The 24,279-nt window shown below is 59.3% G+C and carries 17 protein-coding genes and 2 rRNA genes (1 of these 19 only partly in view); 4 read left to right on the top strand and 15 right to left on the bottom strand.

Going from position 1 to position 24,279, the window contains the following annotated elements; all coding sequences use genetic code 11:
• Positions 1-173: 173 nt before the first annotated feature.
• The 4 genes from LOY28_RS03435 to LOY28_RS03420 all read right to left on the bottom strand — a co-directional run bounded on the left by LOY28_RS03435 (position 174) and on the right by LOY28_RS03420 (position 4,165).
• Positions 174-908 carry a hypothetical protein gene (locus LOY28_RS03435; protein WP_258613070.1) on the bottom strand — a complete coding sequence of 245 codons (735 nt, stop codon included), beginning with the start codon at positions 906-908 and terminating at the stop codon, positions 174-176.
• A 139-nt stretch (positions 909-1,047) separates the two neighbouring features.
• Entirely contained in the window at positions 1,048-2,493 is a 1,446-nt protein-coding gene (locus LOY28_RS03430) for a SulP family inorganic anion transporter (protein ID WP_086946398.1), read from the bottom strand.
• A 114-nt stretch (positions 2,494-2,607) separates the two neighbouring features.
• Positions 2,608-3,519, bottom strand: coding sequence for a LysR family transcriptional regulator (locus tag LOY28_RS03425; RefSeq protein ID WP_018929425.1), 912 nt, complete (start codon positions 3,517-3,519; stop codon positions 2,608-2,610).
• A 55-nt stretch (positions 3,520-3,574) separates the two neighbouring features.
• Positions 3,575-4,165 (bottom strand): NAD(P)H-dependent oxidoreductase, encoded by a 591-nt coding sequence (locus LOY28_RS03420; RefSeq protein WP_258613069.1) that lies wholly within the window; start codon positions 4,163-4,165, stop codon positions 3,575-3,577.
• Positions 4,166-4,324: 159 nt separating this feature from the next.
• Here LOY28_RS03420 and LOY28_RS03415 point away from each other — a divergent pair, with 159 nt between their 5' ends.
• Complete coding sequence (locus LOY28_RS03415; protein ID WP_258613068.1) at positions 4,325-4,639, top strand: putative quinol monooxygenase; 315 nt, start codon at positions 4,325-4,327, stop codon at positions 4,637-4,639.
• Here LOY28_RS03415 and LOY28_RS03410 read toward each other — a convergent pair.
• Positions 4,629-5,393 (bottom strand): sulfite exporter TauE/SafE family protein, encoded by a 765-nt coding sequence (locus LOY28_RS03410; RefSeq protein WP_018929422.1) that lies wholly within the window; start codon positions 5,391-5,393, stop codon positions 4,629-4,631. The genes LOY28_RS03415 and LOY28_RS03410 overlap by 11 nt on opposite strands.
• A 97-nt stretch (positions 5,394-5,490) precedes the next feature.
• On the opposite strand from LOY28_RS03410, the gene LOY28_RS03405 reads away from it, so the two are divergent.
• Both LOY28_RS03405 and LOY28_RS03400 read left to right on the top strand, forming a co-directional pair.
• Positions 5,491-6,375 carry a LysR substrate-binding domain-containing protein gene (locus LOY28_RS03405; RefSeq protein ID WP_258613067.1) on the top strand — a complete coding sequence of 295 codons (885 nt, stop codon included), beginning with the start codon at positions 5,491-5,493 and terminating at the stop codon, positions 6,373-6,375.
• A gap of 155 nt (positions 6,376-6,530) precedes the next feature.
• Positions 6,531-6,875: a cupin domain-containing protein gene (locus LOY28_RS03400; protein ID WP_007900627.1), complete on the top strand. Its 345-nt coding sequence runs from the start codon at positions 6,531-6,533 to the stop codon at positions 6,873-6,875.
• 95 nt (positions 6,876-6,970) lie between these two features.
• On the opposite strand, the gene mmsB is transcribed toward LOY28_RS03400, so the two are convergent.
• Both mmsB and LOY28_RS03390 read right to left on the bottom strand, forming a co-directional pair.
• A complete protein-coding gene (mmsB, locus tag LOY28_RS03395; RefSeq protein ID WP_111454445.1) occupies positions 6,971-7,858 on the bottom strand; it encodes a 3-hydroxyisobutyrate dehydrogenase in 888 nt (295 codons plus the stop codon).
• Positions 7,859-7,868: 10 nt separating this feature from the next.
• Positions 7,869-9,386 (bottom strand): CoA-acylating methylmalonate-semialdehyde dehydrogenase, encoded by a 1,518-nt coding sequence (locus LOY28_RS03390; RefSeq protein ID WP_018929419.1) that lies wholly within the window; start codon positions 9,384-9,386, stop codon positions 7,869-7,871.
• Positions 9,387-9,549: 163 nt separating this feature from the next.
• On the opposite strand from LOY28_RS03390, the gene LOY28_RS03385 reads away from it, so the two are divergent.
• The gene (locus tag LOY28_RS03385; protein ID WP_258613066.1) at positions 9,550-10,497 is read left to right on the top strand and encodes a LysR family transcriptional regulator; all 948 of its coding nucleotides are present in this window, start codon (positions 9,550-9,552) and stop codon (positions 10,495-10,497) included.
• Here LOY28_RS03385 and LOY28_RS03380 read toward each other — a convergent pair.
• From LOY28_RS03380 to LOY28_RS03345, 8 genes are all read right to left on the bottom strand, one after another.
• Complete coding sequence (locus tag LOY28_RS03380) at positions 10,494-10,946, bottom strand: OmpA family protein (protein WP_018929417.1); 453 nt, start codon at positions 10,944-10,946, stop codon at positions 10,494-10,496. The two genes, LOY28_RS03385 and LOY28_RS03380, sit on opposite strands and share 4 nt — an antisense overlap.
• A 56-nt stretch (positions 10,947-11,002) precedes the next feature.
• Entirely contained in the window at positions 11,003-12,271 is a 1,269-nt protein-coding gene (locus LOY28_RS03375) for a diguanylate cyclase domain-containing protein (protein ID WP_258613065.1), read from the bottom strand.
• Positions 12,268-12,843 carry a YfiR family protein gene (locus tag LOY28_RS03370; RefSeq protein ID WP_018929415.1) on the bottom strand — a complete coding sequence of 192 codons (576 nt, stop codon included), beginning with the start codon at positions 12,841-12,843 and terminating at the stop codon, positions 12,268-12,270. The genes LOY28_RS03375 and LOY28_RS03370 overlap by 4 nt, the downstream gene beginning before the upstream one ends.
• Positions 12,844-12,960: 117 nt before the next feature.
• Entirely contained in the window at positions 12,961-15,069 is a 2,109-nt protein-coding gene (gene recD / locus LOY28_RS03365) for an exodeoxyribonuclease V subunit alpha (protein ID WP_258613064.1), read from the bottom strand.
• The gene (recB, locus tag LOY28_RS03360) at positions 15,066-18,755 is read right to left on the bottom strand and encodes an exodeoxyribonuclease V subunit beta (RefSeq protein WP_258613063.1); all 3,690 of its coding nucleotides are present in this window, start codon (positions 18,753-18,755) and stop codon (positions 15,066-15,068) included. The genes recD and recB overlap by 4 nt, the downstream gene beginning before the upstream one ends.
• Positions 18,752-22,204, bottom strand: coding sequence for an exodeoxyribonuclease V subunit gamma (gene recC / locus LOY28_RS03355; RefSeq protein ID WP_064616094.1), 3,453 nt, complete (start codon positions 22,202-22,204; stop codon positions 18,752-18,754). The genes recB and recC overlap by 4 nt, the downstream gene beginning before the upstream one ends.
• Before the next feature lie 156 nt (positions 22,205-22,360).
• Positions 22,361-22,476, bottom strand: a 5S ribosomal RNA gene (gene rrf / locus LOY28_RS03350).
• Between the two features lie 168 nt (positions 22,477-22,644).
• Positions 22,645-24,279: ribosomal RNA gene (locus tag LOY28_RS03345) — 23S ribosomal RNA — on the bottom strand; it runs 1,257 nt beyond the window's last position.

Raw genomic sequence — 24,279 nt, 5'->3', positions numbered from 1 at the left:
TGAAAGTAATTTTCGTGGAGGGGTAAGGGATGTCGTGCAGAGGTATGGGAGATCGCGGGTTATGAAAATCGGATAGCGGAATTTTCATCCCTCTGCGTGAGAACAGTCAGCGTAGAGGGATGATAGTTCCACTATCGAGGCAGGCTTGACTCTGCTGTATCGAGATCAAGTCATCAGAGATTGCGCGATAGCGCCCTGCGTACGCTATCACTGTTCAGCGCAGGGCTTTCAGTCTCGGCAGGGGATTGCGTCGGTGCAGGACTTTCGGCCTGGAAAGAGATTTCAGCCTGGTCCGAGCTTTCGGCTTGAACAGGGCTTGGCGCCTGTTCGCGACTGGCGACTCGATTGTCCAGGGTCTCGATGTAGGCGTTCAAATCTCTAATCAGCAGTTTCTTGCGCTGGGCGCCCCGATACCACGCGTAGAAAAAATAGCCCGCCGCCGCCAGGAAGCCTAGCCCGGCCGTAGCAAGACCGGCGATGCACAATCCAAGCACGATCAGCACTGTCTTCCAGTTAAAGGGCGACAGCTCCAGTTCGGTATTCAGTGCACTCGCGTCACGCAGCACCCATCGCTTGGACGCTGTGTGGTTCTGCAAAATGGTGTGCAGAGGCGAACCATCCTTTTTCAAGGCACTGATCAAAGAGATTTCCTGACCTGTGCGCAAAGGAATGTCCATGCCGCGCAGCTTTACATCGTGCTCGATACCGTCCGGGGTTTTGACCCAGATCTCATGATTGATAATTGAAACAGAACTGATGCGCACAGGCGTCACATCACCGTCGTTACCGTTCACCTGAACGCCGCCCGTGGATGTCACACGGGTCTCGCTGATTTTTTCGCTGCTCACCACTTCACCGCTCAAGACAGTGAAAGAAACGGTTTTATCGCCATGGGTAAAGTTGTGCATTTCGATTCCTTGATAGACCCACGTCGATCGACGCGCAGGAGAAAGATCCGTATGCAGCGGATGCTACTAAGTAGCCATCACACTGTCCATAATTCGCCACCACTCGTGACACAGAGCACAGGAACAACCCCCATCGATGTCAGTCGTGATGCTCGCTGGCGCGTTTGAGCAGTTTCTTGCAGCGATCGGACAAGTGCAGCACGCGTAGCTGCTTGCCAGCCTTGGTGTAGCGCTCGCGCAATGTCTTCAACGCGGCGATGGCCGAGTAATCAACGAAGCTCAAGTGGCGACAGTCGACAGTGACCACAGACGGATCATTGGCGGGATCGAACTGGTTGAGAAAAGGCGTCGTCGAGGCGAAGAACAACGTGCCGTGCAGGAGGTAGAGCTTGCTGCCGTCGGCTTCAACGTGACTGTCGGCATACAGCTCGCGAGCGTGTTGCCAGGCAAAGTTGAGCGCCGCAATGATGATCCCGCACAACACAGCGATGGCCAGATCGGTGAACACGGTAATCACCGTGACCGCGATGATCACCAAGACATCGTTCAGCGGCACCTTGTTCAGTACCCGCAATGAAGCCCAGGCGAACGTCTGCTGCGACACCACAAACATCACCCCAACCAATGCGGCCAGCGGAATGCGCTCGATCAGCGGCGAAAGGAACAGCACAAACAGCAGGATCATCCCCCCGGCCACCGCACCGGACAGCCGACCGCGACCGCCGGAGCTGAGGTTGATCACGGTTTGCCCGATCATCGCGCAGCCACCCATGCCGCCGAACACACCAGAAACCATGTTGGCAGCGCCCAAGGCCACGCACTCGCGATCCGGATAGCCGCGGCTCTCGGTGATCTCGTCGGTGAGGTTCAGGGTCAGCAGGGTTTCCAGCAAGCCGACCACCGCCATCAATATCGCGTAAGGGACGATGATGCGCAGGGTTTCCGGGCTCCAGGGGATGTCTGGCAGCGCAAAACCCGGCAAGCCACCGGCAATGTGCGCCATGTCGCCCAGGGTACGGGTCGGCAGGCCGAGCAGGTAAACCGCCAGCCCAACGCCCAGAATCGCCACCAGCGCCGGCGGCACGGCACGCGTCAGGCGCGGCATCAGGTAAACGATGGCCATCGTCAGCGCCACCAGCCCGATCATCATGTACAGCGGCGCCCCACTCAACCAGGCCTCACCGCTCTTGAAGTGCTCCAACTGGGCCAGCGCAATGACAATCGCCAGGCCGTTGACGAAGCCGAGCATCACCGGATGCGGCACCATGCGCACCAGCTTGCCCAGCCTCAACAGACCAAACGCCAACATGATCAGCCCGCCCAGCAACACCGTCGCCAGCAAGTACTGGACACCGTGCTGCACCACCAGCGCGACGATCACCACCGCCATCGAGCCAGCGGCACCAGACACCATCCCCGGCCGTCCGCCGAAGAGCGCAGTCAGGGTGCAGATGATGAAAGCGCCGTAAAGCCCCATCAATGGATTGAGGTGGGCCACCAGCGCGAAAGCGATACATTCGGGGAGCAGGGCGAAAGAGGTGGTGAGTCCGGCCAGGACATCGGCGCGCAGACGTTTGGGCTTCATGGCTTACCTAAAAATACAGGCGGGAAAAGAGGGACGCGGATGTTACGGAATTGACGGCGGGCGGGCCAGTGAATGGGTGGCCTGCTCGCAATGAACGATCACGCGGTCTGCGAATCAGCCCCTGAAATCGGCAATCGCATAAGCCGCCAATTTGCCCTGGATGAAGTCCAGAAAGCACTGGATCCGTAGGGCCAGTTGCGAGTTGCGGTAGTACACCGCGTTGATGGGTTGGCGATAACCGCTGTTGAACTCCGCCAGCAGCACCTGCAAGCGACCGGCGCGGATGTCGTCGATGGTCATGAAGTGCGACAGGCAGGCAATGCCTTGACCGGCCAGCGCCAGGTGCCTGATCGTCTCGCCACTCGACGCACTGATCGACGCTTGAATCGGCCAGCGGTCACCATGGACATAGCGCAGTGGCCATTGGTTGAGACCTTCGTTATGGGTAAAACCCAGCAGCGTGTGCTCGCTCAAATCCTCGACAGCGCTCGGTACGCCGTGTTGTTCCAGGTACGCTGTGCTTGCGACGATGTGCAGCGGGCTGCAACCCAGGGAGCGGGCGTGCAGGGTCGAGTCGGCCAGCGTGCCGATGCGGATGGCGATGTCGGTGCTTTGTTCGAGCAGGTCGATGATCAAATCGTTGCTGTTGAGTTCGAGCTGGATGTCCGGGTAGAGACGGCGGAACTCATCGATGTACGGCACGATGGCGTGCAGCATGAACGGCGACGCGGCGTTGATCCGCAGTCGCCCGGACGGGGTTTGCTGGCGAGAGGACAGACGCTCTTCGAGCTCGTCCATCTGATCGAGAATCAGCTTGGCGTGCTCGAAGAAATATTTGCCCTCCTCGGTCAGGTCCATGCGCCGCGTGGTGCGATTGATCAGCGTGGTATCGAGCTTGGCCTCCAGCCGCGACAGCGTGCGGCTGACCGCCGACGGCGTTTGCCCGACTTGCTCAGCCGCAGCCGAAATCGACCCGCACTCAATCACGCAGACGAAAATCTGCAACTCATCGGATCTGGCTTTCACGTGTGTCCCTTATCGATAGTCCTGTACTGCTTCAGATATCGATAGTAGCCGAGCGTCATGCCTTAAGGCCAAACACCTCGGTCAAGTGCTGCTCATAACGCGCCACATCCGCTTCGATATTCGGGCGCCTCATCACATCGACGCACAAAAAGGTCGGCAGACCGGTCATGCCGAGGAAGGTATTGGCCTTGTGGAACGGCAGGTACACCGCGTCCACGCCCTTGGCTTCGAAGAAGTCGGTCGAGTCGTCGAAGGCTTGCTGCGGGGCGTTCCAGGTCACCGACAGCATGTACTTTTTACCGTGCAACAAGCCGCCGCTGCCGTACTTCTGCGACGCGTCGGAGCGCGTGCGACCGTCGCTGGCGTAGAGGCTGCCGTGGCCTGCAGTGAAGACTTCATCGACGTACTTCTTGACCGTCCAGGGCGCGCCCATCCACCAGCCGGGCATCTGATAAATGATCACATCGGCCCAGAGGAATTTGGCGACTTCCTCGGCGACGTCGTAGCCCTCGTCGATGAACGTGGTTTTCACATCCACACCACCGCGATCCAGCACGCTCAACGCTGCTTCGTGCAGCGTCGTGTTGTAGCGACCATCGGAGTGGGCAAATTTTTTGCCGCCATTGAGCAACAGGACTCTTTTCATGAGAAATCTCGCAAGGTTGGAATCGATGGCGGCAGCCTAACGATCAGCCTCGCGCGGAATAAGCGCTCCATCCGCAAAATTCATTTGACCTATACGCACGAATCAACAAGCGATTGTTGCCATAAACTTGCGCCGATTCTGACTGTTTAGGAGATTCTGATGAGCGAACTGCAAGGCTTCATCCTGCACGCCAAGACCCGCCCGGAAAAAGCCGAGGCCTTCGAAGCGTTCTTCCGTGCCTATGTCGAATCGAGTCGCGCCGAACCCGGTTGCATCGAGTACCACATGCTGCGCGACAAGCAGGACCCGACGCTGTTTATCTTCTACGAGATCTGGCAATCCCAGGCCCATCTGGACGTGCACTCGAACCTGCCCCATATGAAGCAGTTCCTCGACATGCGCATGGAATATCTGGAGCAGGATTTCGATATCCGACCGATCGAGATGCTCAGCACATCGTCCGCTAGCCGCTGATCAGCAAGTGGCCGCCGAGCACGCCGAGGCCGATGAAGAACACGCGCTTGAACAACACGGCGCTGATCCGCTGGCGCAGCCATTGCCCCAGCAACATGCCGAGCACCGCCGGGATCAGCGCCAGCAGCGACGCGCTCAACTCGCCACCGCCGAGGGCGCCGCGCCATAACAGGCCGGCGGCCAACGCGAGAGTCGAGACAGTGAACGACAGGCCTAGCGCCTGTACCAGTTCATCCTTGTTCAAGCCCAGCGCTTGCAAATAAGGCACCGCCGGAATCACGAAGACACCGGTGGCCGAGGTGATGACGCCCGTCAGCACACCGCAGAGCGGACCGAGCCAACGCTCGGTGCGACCGCCGACGCGCAAGGTCGGCAGGAACAACCCGCTCAAGGCGTAGATCAACAGCGCCGCCCCCAGCCCCCGTACCACCCAATGTCCACCGGCCATGCCGATCCACACTGTGCCAGCACCAGTGCCGATGAAAATCGCCAGCAGCATCGGCCATAACCGGTTGAGCAACCCGCGCAAATGACCGCCGAAGGCCAGTTGCCAGACGTTGGTCAGCGTCGCGGGAATGATCAACAACGCCGCAGCCTGCGACGGTGCCATAGCCAGGCCGAGCAGGCCCATGGCAATGGTTGGCAGACCAAGGCCGATCACACCTTTGATCATCCCAGCCAGCAGGAAAGTGGCGACAATCAATAAGGACAGGGCCAAGCCCAGATGTTGATAGAACGCGGCAAGTGTATTCATGGGGCTATCGTGGGCCCTGAAGGGTGCCTTGAAAATCTGCCATATACTGAGGCTGCCTCTTGAATCGGTAGAGGCTAAAAACGATCCGGGATTCTGTATGCACTTCGACCTCACCGACCTGCGCCTCTACCTGAACATCCTCGACACCGGCAACATCACCGCCGGTGCCGTCCGCAGCCATTTATCACTGGCGGCGGCGAGTGCACGAATCCGCGCGATGGAAGCGTCACTGGGCATCGAGTTTCTGGAGCGAGGTCGCCGCGGTGTCAGCCCCACTCCGGCCGGCAAGGCACTGGCGCAGCACGCCCGAGTCCTGTTGCAACAGGCCGAGCGCATGCAGCAGGAGCTGGTCGAATACGCCAAAGGCGTCAAAGGCCAGGTGCGGTTGCTGTGCAATACCACTGCGATCACCGAGTACCTGCCGGAATTGCTGGCGGACTTTCTGCGCGACCATCCGAACCTCGACATCGACCTGCAGGAGCTGCCCAGCACACGCATCACCCACGCCTTGCGCCAGGGCGCAGCAGACCTGGGGATCGTGTCCGACGCCGTGGATACCGACGGCCTGCAAACCCGCTATTTCCGCGACGATCCGCTGGTGCTGATCCTGCCGCGTGATCACCCCTTGGCCGACACCGGACCGCTAAATTTCAGCGCCACTTTGCACCACGACTACGTCGGCCTGAACGCCAACAGCGCCTTGGCCATTTACCTGGAAGAACAGGCCCTGCACAGCGGCTTGCGGATGCAGGTCCGCATCCGCGCCGATGGTTTCGAGGGCGTGATGCGCATGGTCGCCCGGGGAGCCGGGCTGGCGATCGTGCCCTTGGCGGCGGTCGAACGCTGGCCGGCTGAAACGCCGTTCAAAAGCGTCGCACTGGAAGAGCCGTGGGCTCGCCGCAAACTGTTGCTGTGCGCCCGGGACTTCACCGTGTTGCCCCGTTATGCCCAGGCCTTGCTGAGCGTCTTGACTCTGCCCTGAGGGGCAGGTTTTTGCCCGCCGGAAAATCTTTGAGCGTTTGCGCGTTTCTGGACAGCTCGATGTCGAATACAGACAACTGAGCGGAGCATGGGCGCTATAGGGTGCGACTTCAGTTCTTCAGTACCACTTTCTATATTCCAAGGCCCGGAGTCCACATGACCGCACCGATTACCGTTCTTCGCGACACTCACCCGTTGCCCGTACTCGACGCCTGCAAATGGGAAAAGCTCGAAGGCGATCCGCACACCGTCAACCTCAACGCGTACACCAGCGAAGATGGCAGCAAGATCATGGGCACCTGGATCTGCACGCCGGGCAAGTGGTATGTGGAATATGTGAAGTGGGAATACTGCCACTTCCAGGAAGGCTACTGCATCATCACCCCGGAAGGCATGGCGCCGATCCACCTGCGCGCCGGTGATATCTTCGTCATCGAACCGGGGATGAAAGGCACATGGGAAGTGGTTGAAACCGTGCGCAAGTATTTCGTGTTTGCCTGATGCAAAAAACCGAGAGACCACCCGACGTGGTCTCTCGGTAAAAAGGCATGCATGAATCCTGTGGCGAGGGAGCTTGCTCCCTCACCACAATCCCCTTATTGGGGTTTGCGATAGCTGTTGATGATCGCCGAGAAGTCCTTGCCCCCTTCCCCACGCAGGCTCATCGCCTGATACAACTGCTGGGCCACCGCGCCGAGCACAACCGGTTGGTGCGCCTGACGTGCCGCCTCAGTGGCCAGCCCCAGATCCTTGAGCATCAGTTCAGCACCGAAACCGCCGGTATAACCGCGCGAGGCCGGCGCCGTTTCGACGATGCCCGGCCACGGGTTGTACATCTCCGAACTCCAGCAACGCCCGGTTGAACTGTTGATGACGCCCGCCAGCACGTTTGTGTCGATACCCAGGGCGCTGCCCAGCGCCATGGCTTCGCTGACACCAACCATGGAAATCCCCAACAGCAGGTTGTTGCAGATCTTGGCGATTTGCCCGGTGCCGACTTCGCCGCAGTGGACGATGTTGCGGCCCATCTGCGCCAGCACCGGTTGCAGAGTGGCGAACAGTTCAGGCGTGGCGCCGACCATGAAGGTCAGCGTCCCGGCCGCTGCACCGCCAGTGCCACCGGAAACCGGGGCATCGGCCATGGCCACGTCCTGCTTTGCGGCCGCCGCGGCAACATCTCGCGCCGTCTGCGGATCGATGGTGCTGCAATCCACCGCTGGCACGCCTTTGGCGATTCCCGCCAGCACACCGTCTTCACCCAGCCAGACACTGCGCACATGGGCCGCTGCCGGCAACATGGTGATCACCAGTTGCGCGTCTTTCGACGCTTCCTTCGGTGAAGTGCTGATGGTGCCGCCGAGTTGAGCCAGTTCGGCCAGCACGGTTTGATTGAGGTCAAACAGGTTCAGCGAATGGCCGGCCTTGATCAGGTTGCGCGCCATCGGCGCGCCCATGTTGCCGAGACCGATAAAAGCGATTTTCATGTCCGGCTCCTTAGCGCAAGTGGATGGTGGTGTTCACACCGTGGTTGATGCTGTCGTCATCGAACCAACGTGCAGTGACGGTCTTGGTTTGAGTGTAGAACTGCACCACTTGCTTGCCATACGGACCGAGGTCGCCGAGCTTCGAACCACGGGAACCGGTGAAGCTGAAGAACGGTACCGGCACCGGGATCGGGATGTTGATGCCGACCTGGCCAACGTCGATTTCCGACTGGAATTTACGCGCCGCCGCACCGCTCTGGGTGAACAGACCCGTGCCGTTGCCGAACGGGTTGGCGTTGACCAAGGCGATGGCCTCATCGAGGGTATCGACTTCCAGCACCACCAGCACCGGGCCAAAGATTTCCTGGGTGTAGATCTGCATCTCAGGGGTTACGCCAGAGAACAGGGTCGGGCCGACAAAGTTGCCCTGTTCGTAGCCCGGAACAGTGATGTCGCGACCGTCCAGTTCCAGCTTGGCGCCTTCCTTGATCCCGCTTTCGATCAGCTCGAGAATCCGTGCCTTGGCCCGCTTGGAAATCACCGGACCAACATCGGTGCCTGGCTCGCTGCCGGCATTGACCTTGAGTTTCTGCGCCAGCGCCTTGAGATCCGGCAGCCATTGTTTGGCCGCGCCCACCAGCACCACCACCGAGGTGGCCATGCAGCGTTGCCCGGCCGCACCGAAACCGGCGCCGACCAGTGCATTGAGCGCTTGCTCGCGGTTGGCATCGGGCAGCACAACGGCGTGGTTCTTGGCCCCCATCATCGATTGCACGCGCTTGCCGTGTTTACCGGCCAGCTCGTAGACATGCGTGCCGACCGCGGTCGAACCGACGAACGAAACAGCCTTGATGTCCTTATGGGTGCAAAGCGCATCGACCACATCCTTGCCACCATGAACGACGTTGAGCACACCCGGCGGAATGCCGGCTTCAATCGCCAGCTCCACCAACAGCATGGTCGACATCGGATCCTGCTCGGAAGGCTTGAGCACGAAGGTGTTGCCGCAGGCGATGGCCATCGGGAACATCCACAGCGGAATCATCGCCGGGAAGTTGAACGGGGTAATGCCGGCGCAGACGCCGATCGGCTGACGCAGGGTGTAGGTGTCAACACCGCCTGCGACGTTCTCGGCGAACTCGCCCATTTGCAGGCTGCCAATGGAACAGGCGTGTTCGACCACTTCCAGGCCACGGAAGATATCGCCCTCAGCGTCGGCGATGGTTTTACCCTGCTCATTGCTGAGCACTACGGCAATACGCTTGGAGTGCTCGCGAATCAGCGCCTGAAGCTTGAGCATGATGCGCATCCGCGCGCCGACTGGCGTCAGCTTCCAGGTCTGAAAGGCGCGATGAGCGGCGCTGATGGCGGCATCGACTTCAGCAGCGGTCGCAAAGGGGACTTTGGCCAGCACTTGCTGGGTCGCCGGATTGACGATGTCGTGCCATTCGGTGGTCTGGGATTCGACCCACTCGCCATCGATCAATAACTTGACCTTTTGTACGGTGGTTTCTAGCGATGCGTTCATGTCGGGTCTCCGGGACGTTGTTCTTATTTAGAGAGCTATCTTGGGAGCCAAGGCGAGAAAGTCGCCTTGAGATGAGGCGTGTGTCGCGATTTGGTTGTCGGACTGTTTTTGGAGTATAGATGTGCAAACTTCTAATAAGAACGCACATAAAAGCCGGTCCATCATGCAAAAAAACATCACGTCTTTAGGCTCGTTGAACTGGGATGACCTCAAGTTTTTCCTTGAAGTTGCCCGTACTCGCAAGGCCAGCACCGCAGCCAAGCGCCTGGCGGTGGACTACACCACCGTGTCGCGACGCATCAGTTCGCTGGAGGCCTCGTTGGGTACGCTGTTGTTCGAGAAGTCCCGCACCAACGGCTTCGTCCTGACCACTGAAGGCCAGCGCCTGCTGGGTTACGCCGAATCGATCGAAAGCACTCTGCACATGGCTTGCGAGCAGGTCTCGGGCTCAGGCGTCGCGTTGTCCGGGCATGTGCGCATGGGCTGTACCGAAGGGTTCGGCAGCTTTTTCATCACCCCGCAGCTGAGCCATTTCGTCGACGCCTACCCGGCGATCTCGGTGGACATCCTGCCGCTGCCGCACTTCATCAGCCTGTCCAAGCGCGAGGCAGACATCGTCATTGCGCTGGAGCGGCCGGAACACGGCCCTTATGTCTGCTGCAAACTCTGTGACTATCGATTGCAGCTGTACGCGACCCAGGATTATCTGGACAAGCACCCACCGATCCGCCGCCCGGCAGATTTGAGCAAGCATCAATTCATCAGTTATGTGGACGATCTGGCGTTCAGCTCGGAGCTGCTGTACCTGGCGAATGTGCTGCCCGGTGCCAGTGCCAATCTGCGCAGCACCAGTGTGATCGCGCAGTTCGTGGCGGCGCAGCAAGGACGGTCACTGGCGATTCTGCCGTGCTTTTTAGCGGCTCAGGATCCGCGATTGCTGCCGGTGTTACCACAAGAGATCACCATCACCCGGCAGTTCTGGATGTACTGCCGGGAGGACCTGCGCAAGCTCAAGCGGATTACCTTGTTGTGGGATTACATCCGTACCGTCACCGAGCAGAATCATGCGCTGTTGATGGGGGAAAGTCGGGAGATGGTGTTCGCCGATTAATCGGCACTCACCACGATCGACACCCGGCGGTTCTCGGTGCGCCCGGCCGCGGTGGCGTTGGAGGCGACGGGCTTGCTGCTGCCCAGGCCGCGTAGCTGGATGTTTTGTTCTTTCATGCCGACAGCGGCCAATACCGCTTCAACGCTTTTCGCGCGACGCAGGGAAAGTTGTTCGTTATAGGATTCCTCGCCCGAGGCATCGGTATGGCCGTCAATCCTCACCCGCTCGATTCCCACGCCCAACAACGCCTTGCCAATGCGTTCGACGATCTGGGTACTGGCAGGGTTGAGGTGTTCGACATCGCTACCGAACAGCACTTTGCCGGACAGGCCGAAGGCCCAGCCCTCATCCGTCATCTCGAAACCTTGCTGCTTGAGTACAGCGATCTGCGCCGGGGTCAGTCCTTTCTGCGGTGTCGTCTGGCAACCGGTCAATGCCAGCAAGGTCATGAATAAGCTAATCGTAAAAAATCGCAGAGAACGCTGAGTGAATGTGAACACAAAAATTAGCTCCTGGTTTGAAGATGGACGACAGAGTGCTCCGACTCTGCCGTGTGGTGAGCGCCTCGGGAAAGGCGTTTGGCCTGATACATCGCGGCATCTGCAGCATCGAGCAGCGCACCGGGCGTAAGCCCATGATCCGGGTACATGGCGATGCCGATGCTGAGTGAAGTCAACACCTGGGTACCGCCCGGCAACAGGATTGGCGCGTCCATACTGGCAATGATTTTGTCGGCAATCCGTTCGGCGTCTTCTATCTTGTGCAGCGGCGTCAACAGCACGGCAAACTCATCGCCGCCCAGACGCGCAACCAGATCCTCTTCACGCAACTGCGCACGAACCCGGGTCGCCACGGCGATCAGCACCGCATCACCGGCAGCGTGACCGAAGTTGTCGTTGATCTCCTTGAACCGGTCGCTGTCGAGAAACAGTACGGCCACTCCCTCATCCAGCTTGCCCGCATTGCGCAAGGCGCGCATCAGGCGGCCTTCGAAAAACGCCCGATTCGGCAACCCGGTAAGGCTGTCATGGCTGGCCTGGTGGGCCAGGGTTTCGTTTTCACTTTGCAGATGGGTCTGCCAGGACTCGAGCTCGTCGAGCAAAGCATTGAAGTCGTTGCCCAGGTTGTCGAGTTCGGCAATGTCGGCGGGCGGTACGCGCCGGTCGAAGGCTCGTTCGCTACGGGCGGCGTGAGCCACGGCAGCCAGGCTGCGCAACGGGCCGGTGATTCCTCGCAATTGCCGACGCGCCAGATAAAGCGCTACCCAGGCACTGACAGCGGTACACAAGACGATTCCCACCAGACCGCTGAGCAAAAAGCGCATCAGGCTGCCGCCGTGACCGATGAGCAAGATGCTGCCGATTTCCCGACCTTGATGAGTGATCGGCATGCTGATGGGTTTTTCCAGAATCGTTCGGGCGATCTGCATTTCAAGATCGGAAAGCCACCCCGTTTCCGGTCGTTGCCAACGTGCGAGCAACTCGCCTTGCTCGTCCATCACTTGTGCATCAGCCACTTCTTCAGTGGACGCGATCAATGCCAGCGCTTCGGTGGCGGCGGCCTTGTCGTTGAACACCACCGCGGCTTCCACGGTGTAGTTGATCGAACGGGCAATCAGATTCAGGTTGTGATCGGCATAGACCCGCAAAGCCAGAACACCCAGCAGGGTCAATGAAACACTGGCCATGGCCACGCCCACCAGGGCGACGATCAAATGCCCACGGCCGATAACCGATCCCAGGGTCGGACGTATGCGAGGTTTGAATAGATTCATGGCGCCGCCGGCTTGCGGCGCGACAGTTGCAGCACACTGGGATGAATGCGCACACCGCTGCGGGCGACCGAGTCGAGGTTGACCTCGAAGGACACCTGCTCATCACCGACCCGCAGACAGAACAGACTGCCGACAGTGCATTGATCGCCGCCTTCGCTGATGCTCACCACCGGGCGTCCCGTCAACGAGGCGAATAGCCGACTGCGTTCATCGCCGGTCAGCTTGCCGATGTACACCGCATCGCATTCACTGGCGATGACCGGATTATCGGCCAGCAACCGTCGTACAGTAACCGGTCGACCCGTGGCTTGTGTGGTGCCTTTGACCAGGTCGTCGGTGTATTCAGTGGGGCCGACCACGCACAGGCGCAGTTGTTGGGGCTCAACAGGCCATCGGGCATAACTGAGGATCCCGAGCACCACCTGAGTGACCGACCTGGCACGTTGGTCGGCTTTGCTCACGATAGTTTCCGACTCAGCACAGGCAACGCCCGTCAACAAACAGAGGAGGCCGGCAAGCAGCACTTGTTTGCAGCCAACGACGCGCCCTGTCGCCCAGACAGCCAACTTCATGCAAGAATTCTCTACGATCGCAACAAAATGATGCCGCAACGATAGCACAGCACCGAAACACCAGCGAGGCGACGCACCACGGCGCATCGGACAGATTCCGGCGGCTGGCACCGCCCCTCAATGGCTCGGCCAGGCACCCTCTTCCAGCTCCAGCATTAACCCGCTCAAGCGCTTGACCTTGCGCCGCACGGCCTCTTCGAATACGCCGGCTCGAGGCTCAATCAGGGTGAACCAGTCCTTGGCCCGGGTTATCCCGGTATAGATCAGTTCCTTGGTAAGCACAGGATTCAAAGCATCCGGCAGAATCAACGCCGTATGGGCAAATTCCGAGCCTTGGGATTTGTGCACGGTCATGGCATACACCGTGTCGACATCGTTGAGTCGGCTTGGCAGGACAAAGCGCACACCGCCCTGCCCGTCATTACGCGGGAAGGCCACACGCAGCACGTGCCGCCCGGCCTCCGGGCCTTCACGCTCCGGCAGCTTGAGGGCAATGCCAATGTCGCCGTTCATCAAACCGAGGCCATAGTCGTTGCGGGTCATCAGCACGGGCCGACCTTCGTACCACTGATGATCGCTGTCGATCAGCCGTGCCTTGAGCAGTGCGTCGGTCACGCGCTGATTCAAACCTTCCACGCCCCAAGGCCCTTTGCGTACGGCACACAACAGCTGGAAAGCGTCGAAAGCTTGTAGCACCACGCGAGCCCAATCAGCCCAGCATGGATCGTCGAGCGGGCGGTCGAGCGGTGGTCGCTGACTGCGCAAAAGACTCAGGTAATGCCGATAGCCTTGCGGCCCCCCGCCATGGCCTTCGAGCAACAAGCGCTCCAGCGCCCGGTCCTGCTCACCCTTGAGGGGCAGGGAAAATACGTCGTCATGACTTGCAGCGGCCAATAACTTGCGCGCGTCCTCGGGATGCTGTTGGTTGACCCAACGGGCCAACTGACCAATGCCGCTACCCTCGCCGAAGCGCCGTGAGTGGCGCAGCATCACGACTTGCTGGGCCAGTGGATGCGCGCCTTGGGTGTCTTCCCGCAAACCGCTGGCATCGAGGCGCTCACCGCTGACCGCCTCCAGCCACTGGCGGGTCTGCGGGCTGTACCAACCGGCTTCGGCATCACGACACAGATCGCCCAGTACGGCACCGGCCTCTACCGACGCCAGTTGGTCCTTGTCACCGAGCAGCACCAGACGGGCATGGGGCGGCAACGCATCGAGCAGGTTGGCCATCATTTCCAGGTCGATCATCGAGGCTTCGTCCACCACCAATACATCCAGCGGCAAGCGATTACCCGCGTGGTGACGGAAATGCCGGGTACCGGGACGACTGCCGAGCAAACGGTGCACGGTGGTCACATCCGACGGGATCTTCTCGCGCACCGTTTCAGGCACTTTCAGGGTTTGAACCTGCTGGCTGATGGACTCGGTCAATCGTGCGGCAGCTTTGCCGGTGGGTGCCGCGAGACGAATACGCAACGGTTTACCGGCCTCCACTGCGGGTGCCTGGAGCAATGCAAGCAAGCGCACAACCGTGGTGGTCTTGCCGGTTCCCGGGCCACCGGTGACGATACTGAATGCACTTCGGGTAGCCAGGGCACACGCGAGCTTCTGCCAGTCGATCACGTCATCAAGCCTGGCTGGACCGAACAGCCCGGTCAGGCGTTGAGGCAAATCATCCGGCGTTGCTTCGTGTGCCGCCAGACGCTGGCGCAGCGCGTGGTCGATGCGCCGTTCGTAAGCCCAGTAGCGGCGCAGGTACAGGCGCTTGCCCGACAGCACCAACGGCCGGTGTTGCGCAGCCTCACGCCCATCGACGGCCAGAGCCACCAGACGACTGGACGCCAGGACCTTGCACCAATGGGCACCGTCCAGCGCCTCAAGCAATTGCGACGGCAGCAACATCGCCCCGCTTTGCACATCACCTTCCGGCGGCAGCGACAAGGCAAAATCCGGCTCTTTCAGTGTCTCGAACAGATCCAGGCAGACATGACCGTGGCCCAGTTGGTGACTGATCAACGCGGCGGCCAGCAGCACCAGCGGATCATCGTCGGGAGCGAGCTCGTGGAGAAACGCGACGAAGGCCTTGTCCAGCGCCCGCAGCCAGCCGCGTTCGACCCAGCGCGTGAGCAGCAGCAACAAGTCATCTGCGCGGCTCAACGGGGCCAGGTCCGCCAGACTTTCGGCCGCCAACGGCGTAGGCAGCAAATCGGCAAAAGTGCGACTCATAGCAATACTCCCTGTTCCCAGGCGGGTTCGGCCTTGGGCTCTGGCTTGCCCTGGAACAACCGGTCCAGGCGCTCGATCAGCTCCCGTGGCGGACGGGCAAAATACACACCCTGGCTGGCCGCTCGAGTACCGCGAAGAAACAGATACAACGCTCCACCGACATGCCGATCGTAATCGTAATCGACCAGCCGAGCCTTAAGCTGGCGATGCAGGGCGAGCAGGTACAGTACGTATTGCAGGTCGTAACGGTTATCGAGAATCGACTGCTCCATGGCCTGCTCGGTATAGGCCGCGTCATCGACGCCCAGCCAGTTGGATTTGTAGTCAGCGACGTAGTAACGGCCTTCATGCTCGAACGTCAGGTCGATGAAGCCTTTGAACATGCCATTGAGCAGCACCGGTTCGGCGGCCACCCGGGCCACGCCGTGATGGGTGTATTGACGCACCAGTTCATCAAGTTTGAGTACATCGACTTTATGACTGGCGAACCAGAACTCCATCTCGACCCGGTATTGAGTCAGTTGCTCGAACACCACCGGCGCCTGCCCGCCACCGATGTGCAATGGGGATTTGAGCAAGTGCTGCAGCCAGCCGCTCAGCGTGGTGATCCAGCCTTCCCAGCCTCGGCGGTTGCAGCGACGGGCGATGGCGTCTTCCACGGTTTGTGGTGCAGCGGCAAAACCTTCGTCACCGGCCCATTCGAGCAATCCATGGAGAAAAGTGCCGGGGTTCGGACCACGAGGGAATCGATGAATATCAGCACCACCAGCGGCGACTTCTCGTGGTGCTTCGGGATCAAGGCATTCGTCATCAAAGAGCTTTTGTGCTTGCGCGCTCTCCGGTGCCTCGTCACTGCCCACGCTCAGACTGTCACCAATGCGTAGGGCGCTGTAAGAAGCGATCCACCAGTTTTCACTGGCCTTGCGCCGGGGTATCAGCGGGGCCAACAACGTCGCTTCATTGCGTGGCGGATGGTAATGCTCGGCGGTCGCGTCAGGCATTTCACCGTAGTTCAGCGCCGCACAGTCTTGCTGCAGGTCTTCCAGCCAACGACGCAGCCCTGCCGACTCAGCCAATGGCGCGCCACCGCCCAGCAGATAACCCAACGCCGAAAGGTGCAGGACCGAGCCGTTGTTATTGCCGCGTTTGAGATCAGTCACACCCAGCCAGCACGCATGTTGTGCCCGGGTCAGGGCCACATAGAGCAAACGAAGGTCTTCAGCCAAACGTTCATCATCGGCTTGGGCTATCAACTCGGCCGTCGGCTTCAAGCTCACCTGTGCCTTGCCCGCGGCATCGTGGTAATACAACGGCAGACGACTGCCATCCACCGGTTTTGCCGAGCAGATGAACGGCAGAAACACCAACGGATATTCAAGCCCTTTGGATTTGTGGATGGTCACGACCTTGACCAGTTGCTCGTCGCTTTCCAGGCGCAGGATCTGTTCTTCGCCAGCCTGACCGGACAATGCCAGATGCTCGGACAAATGACGGATCAGTGCTTGCTCGCCATCGAGTTCGGCGGCGGCCTGCTGCAGCAACTCGGACAAGTGCAGCAGGTTGGTCAATATCCGCTCACCATCGCTGCGCGCGATCAACGCCTGGGGCAGCTGAAAATCATGTAGCAATCGCCGCAACATGGGCAGCACGCCCTGTTTGCGCCAGAGCTCGCGATAACCGCGGAACTGCATGACCCGTGCTTCCCAGGCCAGTTCGTCCTGATTCAGTCGCTCCAGTTCAGCCAGTGAAAGGTTCAGCGTGATGCAGGCCAGCGCGGCACGCAGGGGACGTTCGACATCCGGCTCGGCACAGGCCTTGAGCCACGTCAGCAGATCATGGGCCTCCTGCGCGGCGAATACCGAGTCCTTGTCTGACAGGTAAACACTGCGCACACCGCGAGCGGAAAGTTCGCCGCGCACGGCCTGAGCCTCTTTGCCGTCGCGCACCAGAATCGCGATATCCGCCGGCAGCAGGCCTCTGAGACCCTTACCATCCTGTATGAAGCCCGCACGCCCCTGCTGACCGCCATTGAGCAACGCAGTGATCTCACTGGCGCAGGCGGCGGCCAATTGTTGTCGATACACCACGCCAGACAGTGGCTGGTCAGAGGACAAATGCCAGATGTTCAGGGCAGGCACAACCTGCCCCTCAATGTGCAGGACTTCTTTGCGCCCTTGGGACTCCACGGGCAGAAACGGTACCGGGTTCTCGCCACTCTTCTCCCGGAACAGGAACGCGCCGCGCCCCTGCTCGCGAGATTCTGCGCGCTGGAACACATGGTTCACCGCGTTGACCATGCCATGACTGGAACGGAAATTTGTGCCCAGGGTATGCAGGCGGCCAGTGGTGGCTTGCCGGGCGCGCAGATAGGTATAGATATCGGCACCGCGAAAGGCATAGATCGCCTGCTTCGGGTCGCCGATCAGGAACAGGCCGGATTCAGGGTTGTTGTCTTCGATGCGATAAATGCTCTCGAAGATTCGGTACTGCACCGGGTCGGTGTCCTGAAACTCGTCGATCAGCGCAACCGGGAACTGTTCGCGGATCAAGGTCGCCAGACGCTCACCGCCATCGGACTGCAACGCTGCATCGAGACGCAGCAGCATGTCATCGAAACCCATTTCCGCGCGACGACGCTTTTCTTCCTCGAACCGAGCACCGACCCAGTGGGCGGCATGTTGCAGCACGGCGGCATCGGGGGTCGGCAAGCCATCGAGACTGGCCTTGAGGCCGGGCATCGCATCGAGACCGGGATGACGGGGAGCTTCACCTTTCCAGGCTTCAGCCATGCCATCGGGAGTCAGGCGAGTGAAGCCGGTGCCAATGTCCAGTTGCTCCAGAGATTCGTCTTCGGCCCAGGCCCGGAGCTTTTCGAACCAGGGTTCGAAGTAGCGCGCCTGCATCTTGCGACCATCGACGCTTTTGCTCGCGACGCCCTGATGACAGATGGCAAGCAGCTCATCGGCCCATTGGCGCCAGGGCATCTTGAGCTCGAGCAACGCGGCCCGTCGTTCCTCCAGGCACTCGGCGATCAACTCGGCAGGTTCTTTACCTTCAACGCTGTCACGCTCGCTGGCGAACAACCCACGCACTCGCGGCAACAACGCTGCCGGGCCACCCCAGTTGCCGCGAACCCAATTCAGCGCATCGCCTTGCATCGGATAGCAGAACAGTCGCCAGTAGTCGCGCAGGACTTCGCCAAGCAAATCACTGTGATCGGTTTCCAGGGTCTGGGTGAACAGGCTGCCACTGTCGAATGCATGTTCGCGCAGCATGCGCTGGCACCAACTGTGGATGGTCGATACCGCCGCTTCATCCATCCACTGGGCGGCGATGTCCAGGCGATTTGCACAGCCGGGCCACTGCTCAGGGAGGTATTGCTGGCGCAACTCGGCAATCAGGCCATCCGGTGCCGGTGTCTCATCGCGGAAAAAACGCGCAGCTTCAGCCAGTCGCGTACGAATACGTTCGCGCAGTTCTTTGGTCGCGGCATCGGTGAAGGTCACCACGAGGATTTGCGGCGGCAGCAATTCACGACCAAAACCACTCGACTCGTCGCCATGACCAAGGACCAGACGCAAGTACAGCGCAGAAATGGTGAAGGTCTTGCCCGTCCCGGCGCTGGCTTCGATCAGTTGGCTTCCACGCAGGGGGAATGCCAGGGCCAGCGGTGTTTTCGTGGTCATGAGCGCGCCTCCTCGCTGGTCAATGAACGCCAGGGAGCCTCAAGCAGCGGCCGATACAAAGCGTCGCACCAATCGGGGAAGGTCTCGTCGGCAATCAAAACATCGTAGTCGGCGTATTGCCGAGCGAGTGCCGGGCTTTCGCGGCGCTCACCATCAGTGGTCTGGCCATCGCCTTCATAGGCCTTGCGGGCGGCGGCGTCAGCCTTGACCGGATCGGTTTGAGCCAGCCAGGCGAAGGCTGTTTTTACGGCAATCGGCAACGGCTGGCGCATGCCCGTTTGCCAGGCCAGCAACAGATTACCCAAGGCATCAAGTGCTGCATCCTTCGCCAAGGGAGCCAGTAACAGACTGTCGTCGCTCGCCACCAACGCGGTGGTCATCGACATCCCGCTGGCACAGGCAACCAGGTGATTGATCCATGGTCGTGTCAGACGATGCCATTTGCGTGTCTTGAGCGAGCCGATGCTGTTGGGAATCGTGGTGACCGATAGCAAACCACCGTCCGCACGTTGATGCAGGCCACTGAGCCAGCCCTCCAGGCGCAGCCCATGCAGTTCCAGACTCACCGGCAACGCGCTGGTGAGCGGGGTCGGCCATAACGCCAGGAGCTGCTGATAGCGCTGCAACAGATCCGGCAACGGCTCGATCAACTCTCGCTGCAAACATTCGCCAAAACCGGCCATGGGCAAGAGCCCGCTGTTTTGCAGGCGTTTCGCCTGTGCTTCCAGTACCTGATCGATTTGGTCCAATTGCCCGAGCGCTGCTTCGAGCAAGCTGTCGCTGAGGCTATAGCGTTGCAGCGCGTCGAGTACAAATGGCTCTTCATCCGCCAAAGGCGCTTCGGCAGCCTCGAAGAACACTTTGAGTCGCTGACTGAAGAAATGCCGTACCGGATTGCGCAGAAAATCCTGCAACTGACCCAGGCTCAGCGGCTCGTCCTGAATATAGGGCTCAAGAACCTCGATGGCAGGCGTCAAACCGCTGGACTGATGAAGTACCTGCCACTCGCTGGCGTAGCTGAACAAATCATCGCCTTCATGGAAGTAGCGTGCACTGAAGGGTTGCAGCGGATGTTCCTGAGTCATGGACTCAAGCAGATCAGCCTTGTCATCGTGCAATCGCCAACCGCTGGCGAGATGATCACGTAGCTGCCCTATCAATACCGAAGCCGGGCGCTCACTGTTGTCCCGAATACTGCGGCCGACCCAGCTGATATAGAGTTGGTCCCGCGCCGACAACAAAGCTTCCAGTAACAGATAGCGGTCATCTTCACGCCGGGAACGATCGCCGGGCCGGTAGTCGCTGCCCATCAGGTCGAAGTCCAGTGGCGGCTGCGCGCGAGGGTAATCGCCGTCATTCATGCCCAAAAGGCAGACCAGTTTGAACGGGATCGCTCGCATGGGCATCAGGGTACAGAAGTTGACGGCACCGGCGAGAAAGCGCTGAGACAAGCGACCTTGGTCGAGGCCAGCCAGCCAGGCTTCACGGACTACGGTCAGTGGTAACTCGTCCTGCAAGCCTACTGACTCGCAGGTCTCAAGCCAGGTCTCGCGCAACTCTTCGAGTTGAGCCAATAAATAGTCGTCATGTTCGTTACTGGCCTGGAAGAACAACTGCACCAGTGCTTGCAAGCGGATGCCCCAGAGTTTGGGCGACGCAGGTTGGGTGAGCTCCTGGTGGGCAATCTCCAGTGCATCCAGCAGTGCGACCAAAGGACCTATGAGCGCAGCATCCAGGCCACCGATCTCGTCGTAGGGTTCAATACCCTCGCAGGCACTGGCGCTGCCCACGGCATAACCAAGCAACATCCGTCGCAAGCCGAAACGCCAACTGTTTTGCTCCAGTTCTTCCGGCAGGCCCAGACCCGCACGCTGCTCGGCATTCATCCCCCAACGGATACCTGCGCCTTCGATCCAGCGGTGCAAAGTCGGCAGGTCACGCTCCTCTACGCCAAAGCGAGCGCGTAATGCCGGAACGTCCAGCAGATCGAGAATTTCGCTGACGGGGAAACGACTGTCGGGCAGCTTGAGCAGATGCTCGACAGCGATCAGTAGCGGGTCCCTGCCGCGCTGGCCTTGATCCGCGAGCGTGAAGGGAATGAAGCGTGGATCGTGGCGATCAAGCTGACCAAAGACAGCGCGGATGTGGGGGGCGTAACTGTCGATGTCTGGAACCATCACGATCACGTCGCGAGGCCTTAAGTCTGGATCAGCACTGAATCGTGCGAGCAACTGATCGTGGAGAATCTCCACTTCGCGTTGAGCACTATGGGCGATGTGAAAACGGATCGATTCGTCCTTTGTCAGATCGACTGCAGGCCAACTCTCGCGAGTTTCGTTCAGGGGGCGCAATTCCAGGATGTCGTCCTGCAACTGATTGAGCATGCTCTGAGGCTGGTTATCGCTGAAAAGGTCGATGCGCCCATCGCGAAATGCCGAGCGATAGCTGTTGGGATCGTCGTAACTGTCGAGCAGATTGATGTAGTCCCGCCCCTGCTTGCCCCACGCCGCCAATAGCGGGTGGGCATGCTGATGGAGCGTTTGCGGATCAAGCACAACCGGCATGCCGCGCTTGCGAGCCTGGCGCTTGTATTGATGCCGCAACAGGTCTTTATCGGCGACGATGTCCGCCCAATGGTGGCGACATGGGTTGTGTACGCACAGCAAGACCTGACTGAATCGAGCCAGCCCGGCAAGTGCTTCCAAGGCTTGAGCTGGCAGTGAAGAAATCCCGAAAACAATCACCCTGGAAGGCAATCCACTGGGCGCGCTGTCGAGACTATTGATACGCTCGATAAAGCGTTGATGGACACCCGCGCGGCTTTGCGCCATGCCTTGTGCACCGACATCCAGCAACAGCGCACGCCACAGCTCTGCTTGCCAGCAGTTGGCCGGAGTCAGGGCTTTGGCTTCGCCTCTGCCATTTCGTAATTGGTGACGGCCTTCTGCCCAGTCTTCGAGCCAGTCCGCCCTGTACACCTGATATTGGTCGAATAGATCGGCCAGCCGCTCCGCCAATTGATAGCGTTTGCGTAAGTCGGTGTCATTCGTAAGGAAGCGCTGCAGGGGTTCGAAGTGCGGTTGGTTGATCAACTGTGGCAGCAGACGCATCAGGCGCCAGGTCAGCGGGGCTTTATCGAGCAGGGACTTGGCCGGGATTTCGTCACGTCCCAGCACCATGCGATAGAGCTGCCACATGAAGCTGCCTGGCAACTGCACATCGATGGCGGCAGCGATTCCGCAGCCGCCCATGTCGTCATCTTCTGGGTCCTCGGCCAGTGCCAGCTTCAGCCATTGGGCGATGCCGTTGCTCTGCACCAGGGCGATTTCATTTTCCAAGGGAGCCAGCGGGTAGCGCCGCATCCAACTGACCACCAGGCTGCGCAGCTCGTCCAGGCGGTTGCCGTGAACCACCATAAAACCAGCACTGAGGGACGTAGCGTCCGGCATAAAGGCTTCCTTGGGAAAATACAAAAGCTAGGGCCGAACCTTAGCACTGTCGGCAGACCGTGACAGCCGGGACCGTTCCGATGTTGCTGTACGAACTTTCCTGCGGGCAAAACAAAACCCCTACCTGCATACGCAGATAGGGGTTTCGGAATTTAATCTTGACGATGACCTACTCTCACATGGGGAAACCCCACACTACCATCGGCGATGCATCGTTTCACTTCTGAGTTCGGGATGGGATCAGGTGGTTCCAATGCTCTATGGTCGTCAAGAAATTCGGGTACCGAACCGTCTTTCGACGCTTCAGCAAATTGGGTATGCGATAGTTTGTGCGGTTTTTGTGAATGCTTGCGAACTTTCGGTTCATTGCGTCTTCACACACCGCAATCTGGTGCCCTTTCGCTTTTCAGCTCGAAGCATACAAATTGCTTGGGTGTTATATGGTCAAGCCTCACGGGCAATTAGTATTGGTTAGCTCAACGCCTCACAGCGCTTACACACCCAACCTATCAACGTCGTAGTCTTCGACGGCCCTTCAGGGAGCTCAAGGCTCCAGTGAGATCTCATCTTGAGGCTAGTTTCCCGCTTAGATGCTTTCAGCGGTTATCTATTCCGAACATAGCTACCCGGCAATGCCACTGGCGTGACAACCGGAACACCAGAGGTTCGTCCACTCCGGTCCTCTCGTACTAGGAGCAGCCCCTCTCAAATCTCAAACGTCCACGGCAGATAGGGACCGAACTGTCTCACGACGTTCTAAACCCAGCTCGCGTACCACTTTAAATGGCGAACAGCCATACCCTTGGGACCGGCTTCAGCCCCAGGATGTGATGAGCCGACATCGAGGTGCCAAACACAGCCGTCGATATGAACTCTTGGGCGGTATCAGCCTGTTATCCCCGGAGTACCTTTTATCCGTTGAGCGATGGCCCTTCCATACAGAACCACCGGATCACTAAGACCTACTTTCGTACCTGCTCGACGTGTCTGTCTCGCAGTCAAGCGCGCTTTTGCCTTTATACTCTACGACCGATTTCCGACCGGTCTGAGCGCACCTTCGTACTCCTCCGTTACTCTTTAGGAGGAGACCGCCCCAGTCAAACTACCCACCATACACTGTCCTCGATCCGGATAACGGACCTGAGTTAGAACCTCAAAGTTGCCAGGGTGGTATTTCAAGGATGGCTCCACGCGAACTGGCGTCCACGCTTCAAAGCCTCCCACCTATCCTACACAAGCAAATTCAAAGTCCAGTGCAAAGCTATAGTAAAGGTTCACGGGGTCTTTCCGTCTAGCCGCGGATACACTGCATCTTCACAGCGATTTCAATTTCACTGAGTCTCGGGTGGAGACAGCGCCGCCATCGTTACGCCATTCGTGCAGGTCGGAACTTACCCGACAAGGAATTTCGCTACCTTAGGACCGTTATAGTTACGGCCGCCGTTTACCGGGGCTTCGATCAAGAGCTTCGCGTTAGCTAACCCCATCAATTAACCTTCCGGCACCGGGCAGGCGTCACACCCTATACGTCCACTTTCGTGTTTGCAGAGTGCTGTGTTTTTAATAAACAGTCGCAGCGGCCTGGTATCTTCGACCGGCGTGGGCTTACGCAGCAAGTGCTTCACCCTCACCGGCGCACCTTCTCCCGAAGTTACGGTGCCATTTTGCCTAGTTCCTTCACCCGAGTTCTCTCAAGCGCCTTGGTATTCTCTACCCAACCACCTGTGTCGGTTTGGGGTACGGTTCCTGGTTACCTGAAGCTTAGAAGCTTTTCTTGGAAGCATGGCATCAACCACTTCGTGTTCTAAAAGAACACTCGTCATCAGCTCTCGGCCTTAGAATCCCGGATTTACCTAAGATTCCAGCCTACCACCTTAAACTTGGACAACCAACGCCAAGCTGGCCTAGCCTTCTCCGTCCCTCCATCGCAATAACCAGAAGTACAGGAATATTAACCTGTTTTCCATCGACTACGCTTTTCAGCCTCGCCTTAGGGACCGACTAACCCTGCGTCGATTAACGTTGCGCAGGAAACCTTGGTCTTTCGGCGTGGGTGTTTTTCACACCCATTGTCG

This window comes from Pseudomonas sp. B21-017, assembly GCF_024749245.1.
Classification (GTDB): domain Bacteria; phylum Pseudomonadota; class Gammaproteobacteria; order Pseudomonadales; family Pseudomonadaceae; genus Aquipseudomonas.
This window is presented reverse-complemented; position numbering and strand designations above follow the sequence as displayed.

Bases quoted from the DNA above. Each gene is read 5' to 3' on its own strand.
- LOY28_RS03435 (WP_258613070.1), bottom strand. From the start codon at position 908: ATGCACAACTTTACCCATGGCGATAAAACCGTTTCTTTCACTGTCTTG.
- LOY28_RS03430 (WP_086946398.1), bottom strand. From the start codon at position 2,493: ATGAAGCCCAAACGTCTGCGCGCCGATGTCCTGGCCGGACTCACCACC.
- LOY28_RS03420 (WP_258613069.1), bottom strand. From the start codon at position 4,165: ATGAAAAGAGTCCTGTTGCTCAATGGCGGCAAAAAATTTGCCCACTCC.
- LOY28_RS03415 (WP_258613068.1), top strand. From the start codon at position 4,325: ATGAGCGAACTGCAAGGCTTCATCCTGCACGCCAAGACCCGCCCGGAA.
- LOY28_RS03410 (WP_018929422.1), bottom strand. From the start codon at position 5,393: ATGAATACACTTGCCGCGTTCTATCAACATCTGGGCTTGGCCCTGTCC.
- LOY28_RS03405 (WP_258613067.1), top strand. From the start codon at position 5,491: ATGCACTTCGACCTCACCGACCTGCGCCTCTACCTGAACATCCTCGAC.
- LOY28_RS03400 (WP_007900627.1), top strand. From the start codon at position 6,531: ATGACCGCACCGATTACCGTTCTTCGCGACACTCACCCGTTGCCCGTA.
- mmsB (WP_111454445.1), bottom strand. From the start codon at position 7,858: ATGAAAATCGCTTTTATCGGTCTCGGCAACATGGGCGCGCCGATGGCG.
- LOY28_RS03390 (WP_018929419.1), bottom strand. From the start codon at position 9,386: ATGAACGCATCGCTAGAAACCACCGTACAAAAGGTCAAGTTATTGATC.
- LOY28_RS03385 (WP_258613066.1), top strand. From the start codon at position 9,550: ATGCAAAAAAACATCACGTCTTTAGGCTCGTTGAACTGGGATGACCTC.
- LOY28_RS03380 (WP_018929417.1), bottom strand. From the start codon at position 10,946: ATGACCTTGCTGGCATTGACCGGTTGCCAGACGACACCGCAGAAAGGA.
- LOY28_RS03375 (WP_258613065.1), bottom strand. From the start codon at position 12,271: ATGAATCTATTCAAACCTCGCATACGTCCGACCCTGGGATCGGTTATC.
- LOY28_RS03370 (WP_018929415.1), bottom strand. From the start codon at position 12,843: ATGAAGTTGGCTGTCTGGGCGACAGGGCGCGTCGTTGGCTGCAAACAA.
- recD (WP_258613064.1), bottom strand. From the start codon at position 15,069: ATGAGTCGCACTTTTGCCGATTTGCTGCCTACGCCGTTGGCGGCCGAA.
- recB (WP_258613063.1), bottom strand. From the start codon at position 18,755: ATGACCACGAAAACACCGCTGGCCCTGGCATTCCCCCTGCGTGGAAGC.
- recC (WP_064616094.1), bottom strand. From the start codon at position 22,204: ATGCCGGACGCTACGTCCCTCAGTGCTGGTTTTATGGTGGTTCACGGC.